Genomic DNA, 11,521 nt, shown 5'->3' on the forward strand with positions numbered 1-11,521 from the left:
GCCTTAGGATGGACCTCATGGCGAAATCCGGTACGACGACCCAGGGGCTGCGCACGGCGATCGAGCGCAGCGGCTACTACCCGGCCCTCGTGGCCGAGGCCGTGGAGGCCGCGGTGGGCGGCGAGCCGATTTCGTCGTACCTGGTCCACCAGGAGACGACGTTCGACTCCAACGAGGTGCGCCGGCACGTCACCGTCCTGGTCCTGACCGGCAACCGCTTCATCGTGAGCCACACCGACGAGCAGGCCGCCGACGCCGGGTCCCCGTCCCCGTACGCGACCACCTCCACCGAGTCGGTCAAGATCGGCGCGATCTCCTCCGTGGTGCTCAGCCGCGTCGTCGCCAACCCCGAGTCGTACACCCCCGGCACCCTGCCCCGCGAGGTCGTCCTGACCATCGGCTGGGGCGCGGTCTCGCGGATCGACCTGGAGCCCGCGGCCTGCGGCGACCCGAACTGCGACTCCGACCACGGCTACACCGGCAACTCGACCGCCGACGACCTCAGCCTGCGCGTCAGCGAGGCCGGCGACGGCCCGGAGGCGGTCCGCCAGACCCTCGTCTTCGCGCAGGCGCTCTCCGAAGCCACCGCGGCGACTTCCGCCACCGCCCGCTGATGGCCTACCCCGCACCGTCGAACTGGGACGAGCCGGAGCTGCTGGACCTCACCGGCGCCCCCGTTCCGGAGTACGGCACCGGCTCGCTCGCCGACCTGCTGCCGACCCTCGTGGCCGGCCAGGGCGTCCCCGGGTTCACCGCCGCCATCGCCGAGCTGACCCCGGCCGACCGGAACTGCGTGTTCCTGGTCGACGGCATGGGCTGGGAGCAGATCAAGGCCCACCCGGACGAGGCCCCGTACCTGACCTCCCTCCTCGGCAGCTCGCGCGGCGGCACCGGCCGCCCGGTCACCGCGGGCTTCCCGGCGACCACCGCCACCTCGCTGGCCTCCGTCGGCACCGGTCTGCCGCCCGCGCGGCACGGCCTGCCCGGCTACGCCGTGCGCAATCCGGCCACCGGCGAGCTCATGAACCAGCTCCGCTGGCACCCCTGGACCCCGCCGAAGCCCTGGCAGCCGTACCCGACGGTCTTCCAGCAGGCGGACGCGGCCGGGGTGGCCACGGCGCAGGTGTCCTCGCCCGCGTTCCAGACCACCCCGCTCACCAAGATCGCGCTGAGCGGTGGCACCTTCCTCGGCCGGATGACCGGCGAGGAGCGGATGGACCTCGCGGCGGAACGCCTCGCGGCGGGCGACCGCTCGCTGGTGTACACGTACTTCAGCGAGCTCGACGGGGCCGGCCACCGGCACGGTGTGAACTCCGACGCCTGGCGCGGCCAGCTGATGTACGTGGACCGGCTCGTGCAGCGGCTCGCCGAGCAACTCCCGCCGCGTACCGCGCTGTACGTGACCGCCGACCACGGCATGGTGGACGTCCCCTTCGACGAGGACTCCCGGATCGACTTCGACGAGGACTGGGAGCTGGGCGCGGGCGTGGCCCTGCTCGGCGGCGAGGGCCGGGCCCGGCACGTGTACGCCGTACCGGGCGCCGAGGCGGACGTCCTGACCGTGTGGCGCGAGGTCCTGGGCGACCGGTTCTGGATCGCGAGCCGCGAAGAGGCCCTGGAACTGGGCTGGTTCGGCGCGCCGGGGGAGTGCGACGAGCGCGTCCTGGGGCGGATCGGCGACGTGGTCGCGGCCGCGCAGGCCGATGTCGCCATCACCGCCTCGCGCAACGAGCCCAACGAGTCCGCTCTCGTCGGCATGCACGGCTCCATGACCGCGGCCGAACAGCTCGTCCCGCTCCTCGAGATCCGCACCTGACCGACCCTGTTCTTCCACCCCTGTCGCACACGACCCGAAAGGTCCCGTACTTCCCATGCCCGAGCTGGTGTTCTTCTCCGGAACGATGGACTGCGGAAAGAGCACCGACTTGCTTGGGAACTCACCATCTATTGGTCGTGGCGTGGGCGGGGTTGCGTCGTCCGGGGCTGAAGTTGTCCGTGCCGGGGCTGTCAGCCGTCTCCGCTCGATCCGAAAGGTCCCGCTCTCCTGATGTCCGAACTTGCCTTCTTCTCCGGAACGATGGACTGCGGGAAGTCAACTTTGGCGCTACAAATCGAACATAATCGATCGGCGCGCGGGCTGCAGGGGCTGATCTTTACGCGTGACGACCGTGCGGGCGAGGGAAAGCTCTCGTCGCGCTTGGGCCTTGTCACCGATGCGGTGGAGGCGGGGCCGGGGCTGGATCTGTATGCCTACGTGGTGGAGCAGCTGTCGCGGGGCGGCAAGGTCGACTATGTGATCGTGGACGAGGCCCAGTTCCTGGCCCCCGAACAGATCGACCAAATGGCCCGGATCGTCGACGACCTGAACCTGGACGTCTTCGCCTTCGGTATCACCACCGACTTCCGTACGAAGCTGTTCCCCGGCTCCCAGCGTCTGATCGAGCTCGCCGACCGCGTGGAGACCCTCCAAGTCGAGGCGATGTGCTGGTGCGGATCACGGGCCACTCACAACGCCCGCACTGTGGGCGGGGAGATGGTAGTCGAGGGCGAGCAGGTCGTGGTGGGAGACGTGGCTCGGTCGGCGGCCGAGGTGGGGTATGAGGTGCTGTGTCGACGCCATCACCGCCGCCAGATGACGAGCGCCGCGTCACAGGCGGGGGCGCTGTCACCGGATGTGCTGCCGGTCACCCCCGGCTGATTCCGGGTTTGCACGCGGTGGCCGACGAGGCGTCGTACGGGGTTGAGGATGCTTGTGCCGACCTCGACCCTCTGTCCGCGTACCACCGGCATGGCGACATTTGGGACGGGTGACCTGCCACGTACAGGGTTTCAGTGGTTGGCGTCCGCGCCTTGATGAGCTCACGCAGCTTGACGCGGGTGTCGGCGTCGGTGGAGTAGATCACCGTGCCGACCATGCCGCGGGTGAGAAGCACCTTGTATGTGTTGAGGATCACCCGTTGTACGTCCGCGTCCGAAGTGGCCTTCGTGAAGCCAGGGTTGGATGCGGCACGGTCGACGATCCATGCCCCATTCCGCCACACAGGAGCGAGGCGCGGCCATCGCGGTCAAGGCGTTCGCCAAGGAGTACAGCGCGAAGTTCCCCAAGGCCGTCAAGAAGATCGTCGATGACACGGCTGAGCTGCTGGCTTTCTGCGGCTTCCCCGCCGAGCACTGGATCCACCTGCGGACCACGAACCCCATCGAGTCGACCTTCGCGACCGTCCGGCTGCGGCCAAGGTCACCAAATGGGCCGGCTCTCGAGCCGCCGCCCTCGCGATGGTGTTCAAGCTCGTCAAGCCTGCTCGTGGATCGCCGGCGCCCGGCACTCGGGTGCGAGAACTTCAGCGTCGCCTCGGTTACTCCCCGCTCGCGGTCTTGGTCGCCCCTCCGTGCCGGGTCACTCGCGGGCGGCATCGGACGCGCGTCGCACCGTAGGTGAAGGCCGGGTCAGTGGCCTTGCTCGCCCAGATGTACGCCTCGCCGGGCTGGAGCTCGGCGAGCTGGTCCGGTCGCAGCGATGCGAAAGCGGTGTTTGCCTTCTGGAGGTGCTTCAGCCAGGCAGGGGAGGTGAACTTGTGCAGGATCACGTGGTCGGAGAGCTCGATGAGGGAGACCGGGACAGAGGGCGGGTCCTGACTGGCGACCAGGATGCTCATGCCCTTGTGCCGCATCTCGCGCACTGTCTCCACCAGGCCGGCCACGAGGTCCGGACTGTCGATGTACTTGTGGGCCGACCTGAAACTGAACCACCGCTACGAACGCCACCCCCGCAACTACCTGGCCTTCCTTGGACTCGCAGCCGCCCTCTGCTGCTACAAACGCCTCATCCGAATGACCACATAGGACACGGTCTTAGAAGGGGCGTCGACGGCCGGAGGCCAATATGATCCTCAGGACCGGATCGGAGACACCCTGGGTAGCACCGAGACGGACGATAGAGAAGGCGCAGGCCCCTGCTGAGGCCGATGGTCCGGGACGTCCCGGACACTGGAGGTATCTGAATGTCCGATGTGGAGCACGTTGTCTCGTCATGGACGAGGATTGTCCGCTGGCTGGAGGTGCATGCTCCTGCCAGCGCTGCGGCACTTGGACCTCCGGCGACCGACGCCGAAGTCCAGCGGCTGAGCGACGCGCTGGGCTTTTCAGTGCCCGCTCCGTTGGAGGCTTGGCTACGCCTGAACAACGGAAGCACTGCCAAAGACTCCCGCGACCCGGTCCCTGGAGGATACGCGCTCAAAATTGATCAGACCTCGATCATCTTCCCCGAAGGGAGAATTTTTTTTCGACTGCCAGCGGATTTCCGACAGCCATCAAGACTTCCTTCACGTCGCCGCCAATATTGGAGACGATGAATGGTGGAAGCCGACCTGGGTTCCCATTGTCGGATATTTTGATGGCCATTCTGGGCTTATCTTGGATTCCGAAGCAGACGGAACGTCATGCACAATCCTTGAATATTCGGAGTCTGATTTCGCCAGGCCGTACGCCTCGTCGTTGGGAGAGGTACTCGCCGATATGGCAGACGTTCTAGAACAGGGCGCTAGAAGCAATCCGATCATGCGGGGAGAGCAGCAGCCATCCGTCGAAGGCGGCCGGTTGTTCTGGAATTAGCCCATACCGAAGTGGGGGTCTCATGAATATTCACGAGACCCCCACCCTCATGCGGGTTCCGTTCTACGGCTTCTGCACATCAAGCCAGTACTGGTCTCCTTCGAGAACGCGATTGTCCCTGCGGAACGTGGGAATCAGTGCCATCGACTGGCTATTTTGGTTGCCCGACATACTCGCCCTGGCGCAGGGCTCCGGCCACGTTGGAACATTAGCGCGCGGGTCGGCAATCAGCCTCCATACACCATTGCCGCCCCTGACAGCGACGGTTGTTGCGCACTTTTCACCCTTTTCCCCAAGGGTAAGGGGATTCAGATTCTTCCCATACCAGCTTTGCGGAATAGCGGCACTCTGCCAGCTCGACGCAAACGGGAACTCGTCGCAGCTGTAAATGTCATTCCCACTGGTCGCCAGTTCAGGAGACAGGGTTGCCAGTTGCGAGCGTTGCCAGTTTTCCGGGCAGATGGTTTCACGGTTGTGCGTGACTAGCTTCTTATTACTGTCGGAGGGAACTGGAACGTAGATGTCATCGGTCAGGAAGGTGAGCGGGGTCCCGCCGCGAAGCCCGTACTTGCCGGGAAGCTTGTTCTGCGCCAGCCAGGCATGGGCGGCTGCGGCGGGGAACTTCTTGTGGTTCATGACGTAGCCAGGTATGTAGCTCTTGAACACGCAGCCCGGGGTGGTCGAGACGTCTACATCGCAGCGTACGTCGAGCTCAGATTTTTGAGCTGTCAGTGTATTAGTGGCTCGGCCATTCAAAATGCCACTGTAAGTCCAGCTGGGCGTGATGACGCTGTAACCTGCGCCCTTGGTCCATTTGATCTTCTGGGTGGCGGTAGCGGTGTGTGGGTCGCCCTTGACGAAGTCCTTCGAGCCGCTCCATTCAGTGGGTTCCATCTGGCAGGCGCCGCCGCAGTTAAACCCCACGTTCAGGCTTGCGTTGGTTACGCCGCCTTCCATGCTCAGGAGGGAGATGGTTGCCTTTTGCGTAAACGTGTCGCTCTTTACATCCAGGTCGATTTCGTGCCGGTATCGGAACGTGGCTCTGCCGAGTTGGGGCTGCGTCATGGCCATCTCGGCTACGATGCACGCGTGTGTTCGCGTGTTAGTCATAGACTTTTGAGATATGGAGCAGGTGGCCACGTCCAATGCAGAAACCGGCGCCGTCATCGCTGCCGGGTGCGTGTCGGCCGTGGAAATTTGTGCTGCATTGGTCTTGTCCGAGGATGGAGCGGATTTCGCGGCACTCTTGCCCGCTATGAGCTCGTTGAAAAAGTCGCCAGGAATGGTGGCTGGCGGTTCTATGGGAGCAGGGTCTGGCGCGTTGACGTCGGGATCACCGAAGGTCAGGTCAGTGGGGATTCCGGAGTAGTCGCCGGGTACGAAGGCAATGGCATCCCAGGCTATATCCTTGTCTCCGGTTCCATCACTGGTGAAGTTGGACATACTGACCTGCGGGTACATGTCTGTAAACCAGTAGGCGCCGAGGTCTACCCATTTGTTTGATGCGTTACTGGTTTGCGAAATACGCTTGGTGATAACGCCGCTTGCTGTTGTGATGTCGTAGAGGGCTTCGTTGGTTTGCGCACCATGGTCCGGAATGTGGGCGAATACCTTGGCCTGTCCACCCTGCTCGGTGATCTTCTCGCTGAGTCTCCACGTTCCGGTGACCTTCAGTCGTTGGCCTGCTGCGTCGTCCTTGCGGGTGTGAGCGAACCAGAAGTGGCTGGTGTAGCCGGCGCCGATTTGGTGTAGGTCGATTTTGGCGCTGAGTGTCGCGAAGTCGAGGTTGAAGGTGCCGCTGCTGGGCTTGGGTGAGGAGCAGCCTGGCCGGTGGATGGGAGTGCCGTCGGGTACGTCATCGACGATGATGGCGTTGGCGGGCAGACCCTGGGTAGTGCAGTTGGGTGGGTAGGCGGTGCCGTCTGCTTCTTCCTTGTAGGTGTCGTTGAAGCGCAGGAGTTCGTTGCCGCACTCGGCTTTGGTGTCACAGTCCTTCCAGGTGACTGGTTGGTTCCACCAGCATTTGAGGTCCTTGCGGGTGCAGGCGCCCAGTCCGGGTTCGTTCTGGTCGTTCGGGCCGATCTTGCTGGGGTCGCAGCTGTTGGCAGTGGTGCAGAACAGGTTCTCCGCCGGCTTGACCGTGCTGCGCAGTGCAGTGCTGGTCCACCAGGCCTCACGGAAGCCTGCGACCATTTTGCCGGGGGATTCCATGGCTTCTAGTGGCCGGGCTGCCCAGCCGAGGACCTTCTCCTGGTAGGGCCAGTCCTGAGGGTGCGTGGCATGTTTGTAGTCGCTTCCGCCGGCCGGGCCCTCCAGGAAGGGCGGGCGGTTGGCCTTCCAGAGCGGGTTGGCCGGATTGTTGGTGAAGCCCACTCCCCATAGTCCGTCGTTGCTCGCTGCCGCAGCCTTGGGGTAGTAGCCGGAGTTGTAGGCCCAGAGGGCGAAGAACCAGTTCTCCAAGTACTTCGGATCACCGTTGTTGACCTTCAGGCCGTCCGCGCTGGTCACGTTCCACTTGTCGGCGAGGACTCGCTGGCCGGCAGCGATGTTCGCGGCGTAGTCGAGCGCGACGGCCTCCTGCTGCAGTTTGGTCAGCGTGGCGACTGTGCCGGGCTTCTCCTTGCCGTGCAGGCGCATGCCGTCGGTTACCTGGGCGACGCCGTATCCGCAGTCGGCTTCGGCCCAGTTGATCGACCACGGATCGGTCTGCTGCCCGTTAGGGGCGTACTTGATGCCGTAGTAGTTGCCGATCAGCGGGTTGCCGGTTACGCCAGGCACGACCATGCGGGAGGCCTGCCACATGTTGGATTCCTGGGCGGTGATGCCCAGCAGAACTTGTGCGGGTATCCGACCACCGCCGTTGAGCCCGAGGCGCGGGAAGAGGGTCTGGGGCTGGTAGGCGCCCATCCCGAGGTTCTTCCAGTTCTCCGGCCGGGAGATGTTCTTGTCCAGGGTCCCGTTTACGATCTGGTCGACAGCCCACTCGACCTGGCGGGGCTTGGGCTGCATGGCCTGCTTGGCAGGGTCGTTACGGGCAACGGCGCATGTCCGGTCGGGCTCGTCCGTGGCTTGTGTGGCGGCTAGGGCGGCCTGGGTTGATGCGGCGGCCTGGGTAGTCCGGGCTGCCGGCGGTGGCGGGGTGACGGTGAACGCGACTGCCTGGCCCGTTTTGAGGACCTTTACGTCGATGTCGGCCGACTGCGGGGCGAAGGCTTGCGGTGTACGGGGATCCTCGCCGCGGGTCGATGCGACCTTGGTGATCAGCGCCTCGCCCCGCGTGGTGGCTGTCGATTCCTTGGGGACGTCCGCTCGGCGGGTGACCGTGGGGGGGAGTTGTCCCACGGCCTTGGTGTCCCCTGTGATGAAGACCTTGCCGTCGGCGCTGGCTGAAAGATCCATTTTCGACAGCGTGCCCTCGGCCAGGACCGGGGGCTTGGTCTTAGCCGTATCGGGGTGGGAGATGTCCTGTGCGGTGACCCGCTTGACCTGGCCCCGCTCAGCTGATTCGGCGAGGCGGTCCATGTAGACGACGCCGCCATCAGCGTCGGGGGTCAGCCCGAACGGCACCTTGTTGGTGGCGGCGATGGCGGTGGTGTGGCCCTCGTCGTCGATCCGGGTGATCCGGGCAGCGTCGGCTGCGACGATGTCGTTGCCGACAGGGACCGCGGATGTGACCTGACCGGGCAGCTCGATGGTCTTGCCGATGCGGCCTGCCGAAGCGTCCACCTTGAGCAGTCGGGTCGCGTTGTGCGTCTCGCCGCCGGCCTGGGTCAGGACAGCTGTCTCGTCCTTTCCGCAGCCGGGGCTGAAATAGGCGAGTGAGGCTTGTCGGTCGAGTTTGGTGATTTTGCCGGAGTCCAGATCGACCACGGCGGTGAAGGCTCCGCGAGCCATGAGCTCGGCCTTGTTGGTGAAGGTGCGGGGTGCGTAGGCGACTACGGCTCGTTTTCCGGATCCGGTGACGCAGGCGTTACCGATCCACATGTCGGTGTCGAAGCCGTCCTCGGACAGGGTGGCGGCGGTGCGCCAGGAGTACCCGTTCTTGTGGTCGGCGACCAGGAGGTGGAATCCGGTTGCATCGCCGATGGCGGTCCAGGCGCGGTCCCCGGAACTGCGCCAGTCCTTGCCGAGAACCTTGTCGCGTTTTTCGGGTACCACCTGTGAAGGACCTGGCTGCTTCGCGTCGACGGGTGCAGGTGTGGCAGCAGGCGATGGGGCGCCCCATGCCTGGCTCTGCATCAGACCGCATATCAGTGCAGTGCTTACGACGACGGCCGCGGGTGCTTGCCGTCTTCTTACACGATGTCTCAAGGGATGATCCTTCCTTGGTTGTCGGATCTGGGGACTCGCTGCGTGGAACTGTCCTGATGCGGGCCAGCGGAGAGCTGGCCACGGCTCATGAACGGCCTCGCGAACGAAGAACTGGGTGGAGGTGTGAGGCTCAGGGCAGGCCGAGGAAGGCATCCGTCAGAAGCCGATGGCGGCCTGCGGAATGCATGAGTGTCGGGGCTGGCAGAACTATCCGCGTCCGGCCCACTGTTCAGCGACGCAGGGCTTCTGCCGGTGGGATTCGGGAAGCTCGCCAGGCGGGGTAGAGGCCGGCCAGTAGACCGGTGGCGAGGCCGAGAACAGGGGCTGTGGCAAGGGTTGTGGGGTCGAGCACGGGGGTCCACTGGCGGGCGGCGGAGACTCCGACGACGACGGCGGTGCCGATTGATGTGCCGACGAGTCCGCCGATGAGTCCCAGGGCAGTGGACTCGGCTAGGAACTGCAAGGTGATGTGACGCCCCCGCGCGCCGAGTGCGCGGCGCAGACCTATCTCGCCGGTTCGTTCCATCACTGCGACCAGGGTGGTGTTTGCGATGCCGACGGCTCCGATGACGAGGCACACGGCGGCGAGGAGGAGGAAGAGGGAGCTGAGGTCTCCACCGACGCCAGCCCTCAAGGTTTTGGGATCCGGGGGCGGTAGGGCCTTGAAGTATTCCGGGTGGTCGGGGCGCAGTGCGAGGGCTGCTTCTTCGGCGATCTGGCTGGCGGCGCCGAGGCGGGTGGAGATGAGCATGCTGGCCCGGTCATCAGTTGGTGGGCCCCATATGTGTTCGGCGGTGGAGCGTGGGACCAGGACCGACAGCAGCAGGTCGGGCTTGCGGTCGACATCTTTGAGGATGCCGATGACGGTGAACGGGGTGGTGCCGATGAAGATGGCTGGCTGGCTCTGGACGTCGGTGATGCCCAGCCGTTTTGCGATGCCTGTACCGATGACTGTGACCTGTTGCCGTTCGCGGTCGTGGAAGGCGTCGAATGGCTTTCCCTGTGCCAGGTGGGGGCCCGCGGCCTGGAGTGCTCCCGGGGATGCGGCCATGACTTGCGGGCGCATGTCGCTGCTGTCGGTTCCGAGCAGTGAGGTGCGAACGCTCTGGTCGGTGCGCAGACGTACTTTCCACAGGACGCCGGCGGCCGTGACTCCGTTCAGGGCAGTGATGCGCGTATCAGCGTCCGGTGTGAACGACAGTGGGACATGGCTGCTATCGCTTCCGCCGGTGTCCTGAACGGTGACTTCAGTCGCCGTCAGTTGGCTGAAACGGGCGTCGATCTGGGAGGCGGCGGTGCTGGTCAGACCGAGGACTGCGATGAAGGCACCGACACCCAGGACCGTGCCAAGCCCCGTGAGGGCTGAGCGGGCGGGGCGTTGGAGTACGCCGGCGAGGGCTTCACTGAGCAGGTCATGCAATGCCATGCCCGAGTGGCGGTCCCGTGTGGGGCGCTTGCGGGGGCGCCGGGAGCGGCTGTGTCCCGTCATGCGGTCACCTTCTGGACCGCTGTGTCGGTGAGGAGGCCGTCGCGGATCGATACGGTGCGCTGGCCGCGGGCGGCGACCTGAGGGTCATGGGTGATGGCCACGATCGTGGCACCGTCACGGTGGAGTTGATCCAGGAGTTCCAGGACGGACTCGGCGGTGGCGCTGTCGAGGTTTCCTGTGGGCTCGTCGCACAACAGCAGGGAGGGTTCGGTAACCAGTGCACGTGCGATGGCCACTCGTTGGCGTTCGCCGCCGGAGAGCCGGGTGGGCAAGGCCTCCAAACGGTGGGCCAGTCCTACGCGTACCAGCGCTGCTTGTGCACGGGCACGCCGCTGGGAGCGGCGAACCCGCTGGTAGATCATGGCGAGCTCGACGTTCTCCCATGCACTGCGGTGTGCCAGGAGATGGAAGGCCTGGAAGACGAAGCCGATGCGCGATCCGCGCAGGGCGGTACGTTCCTTGTCTTTGATGCTGGTGGTGTCGATGCCGTCCAGCAGGTAGGTGCCGGAGGTCGGGGTGTCCAGCAGGCCGGCGATGTTGAGGAAGGTGGACTTCCCCGACCCGGAAGGCCCCACGATGGTGACGTACTCGCCCCGCCGTACGGTCAGGTCGCAGGGGAGCAGGGCGGGGACGGGCGGGGGGCCGGGGTAGGTCAGAGCGACCGAGCGAAACTCGATCACCGGTGACGTCTTGTCCTGGATCACGGCCGGCCACCGCCGACAGCAGGTGCTCGCCCCACGCCGAGGACGATGCGGTCACCAGGCGAGAGAGTCCCGGACACGGGTGTGACTTCCACGTTGCCGTCCCCGCTCATACCGGTACGGACCTCCACGCGGGACTGCTTTCCGCTCTTTGTGATGACACTGAGAGTGGTGCGGCCGTCTGCCTGGGAGGAGACAGCGGCGGTCGGGACGGCCAAAACCTCTCCCGCGGTCGAGGCCGCTCTGATGGTCAGGCGGACGTCTTGGCCCGCAAACTCGGCGGCCAGCCGCTCATCGGGGGTGATCTTTACCTGAGTGCGTTGTGGCAAAGGGAGTCCCTGTTCGATGAGCAGGGGCTTCTTCGTGTGTGGGGCATGACCGCGACGGGGTAGGGGCAGGCAGCGGACGG

At 65.3% G+C, this 11,521-nt stretch carries 7 protein-coding genes and 4 pseudogenes; 6 read left to right on the plus strand and 5 right to left on the minus strand.

Annotation, left to right across the window (positions count from 1 at the left end; all coding sequences use genetic code 11):
* The first annotated feature begins 17 nt into the window (after positions 1–17).
* From AB0I68_RS23405 to AB0I68_RS23420, 4 genes and pseudogenes are all read left to right on the plus strand, one after another.
* The gene (locus tag AB0I68_RS23405; RefSeq protein WP_363179290.1) at positions 18–614 is read left to right on the plus strand and encodes a DUF5998 family protein; all 597 of its coding nucleotides are present in this window, start codon (positions 18–20) and stop codon (positions 612–614) included.
* Positions 614–1,816 carry a nucleotide pyrophosphatase/phosphodiesterase family protein gene (locus AB0I68_RS23410; protein WP_363179291.1) on the plus strand — a complete coding sequence of 401 codons (1,203 nt, stop codon included), beginning with the start codon at positions 614–616 and terminating at the stop codon, positions 1,814–1,816. Before AB0I68_RS23405 ends, AB0I68_RS23410 begins: the two co-directional genes overlap by 1 nt.
* Before the next feature lie 55 nt (positions 1,817–1,871).
* Positions 1,872–1,970: pseudogene (locus tag AB0I68_RS23415) on the plus strand (thymidine kinase); the annotation flags it as partial.
* 77 nt (positions 1,971–2,047) lie between these two features.
* Positions 2,048–2,698, plus strand: a complete 651-nt coding sequence (locus AB0I68_RS23420; RefSeq protein WP_363179292.1) for a thymidine kinase — start codon at positions 2,048–2,050, stop codon at positions 2,696–2,698.
* Positions 2,699–2,852: 154 nt separating this feature from the next.
* Here AB0I68_RS23420 and AB0I68_RS23425 read toward each other — a convergent pair.
* Positions 2,853–3,041: pseudogene (locus AB0I68_RS23425) on the minus strand (DNA/RNA helicase domain-containing protein); the annotation flags it as partial.
* An 11-nt stretch (positions 3,042–3,052) separates the two neighbouring features.
* On the opposite strand from AB0I68_RS23425, the pseudogene AB0I68_RS23430 reads away from it, so the two are divergent.
* Positions 3,053–3,303 (plus strand): annotated as a pseudogene (locus AB0I68_RS23430) (transposase); the annotation flags it as partial.
* 53 nt (positions 3,304–3,356) lie between these two features.
* On the opposite strand, the gene AB0I68_RS23435 reads toward AB0I68_RS23430, so the two are convergent.
* On the minus strand, positions 3,357–3,671 hold the full coding sequence (locus tag AB0I68_RS23435; RefSeq protein WP_363179305.1) for a hypothetical protein: 315 nt from the start codon (positions 3,669–3,671) through the stop codon (positions 3,357–3,359).
* A gap of 67 nt (positions 3,672–3,738) precedes the next feature.
* Between AB0I68_RS23435 and AB0I68_RS23440 the strand changes: the two are divergent.
* Positions 3,739–3,843, plus strand: a pseudogene (locus AB0I68_RS23440) (IS5/IS1182 family transposase); the annotation flags it as partial.
* Positions 3,844–4,674: 831 nt separating this feature from the next.
* Here the strand turns inward: AB0I68_RS23440 and AB0I68_RS23445 are convergent.
* The 3 genes from AB0I68_RS23445 to AB0I68_RS23455 all read right to left on the minus strand — a co-directional run bounded on the left by AB0I68_RS23445 (position 4,675) and on the right by AB0I68_RS23455 (position 11,115).
* Complete coding sequence (locus AB0I68_RS23445; RefSeq protein ID WP_363179293.1) at positions 4,675–8,850, minus strand: hypothetical protein; 4,176 nt, start codon at positions 8,848–8,850, stop codon at positions 4,675–4,677.
* Between the two features lie 301 nt (positions 8,851–9,151).
* Positions 9,152–10,348 carry an ABC transporter permease gene (locus AB0I68_RS23450; protein ID WP_363179294.1) on the minus strand — a complete coding sequence of 399 codons (1,197 nt, stop codon included), beginning with the start codon at positions 10,346–10,348 and terminating at the stop codon, positions 9,152–9,154.
* A gap of 59 nt (positions 10,349–10,407) precedes the next feature.
* Positions 10,408–11,115 carry an ABC transporter ATP-binding protein gene (locus AB0I68_RS23455; RefSeq protein ID WP_363179295.1) on the minus strand — a complete coding sequence of 236 codons (708 nt, stop codon included), beginning with the start codon at positions 11,113–11,115 and terminating at the stop codon, positions 10,408–10,410.
* Positions 11,116–11,521 lie beyond the last annotated feature (406 nt).

It is taken from the genome of Streptomyces sp. NPDC050448 (genome assembly GCF_040655295.1).
Classification (GTDB): domain Bacteria; phylum Actinomycetota; class Actinomycetes; order Streptomycetales; family Streptomycetaceae; genus Streptomyces.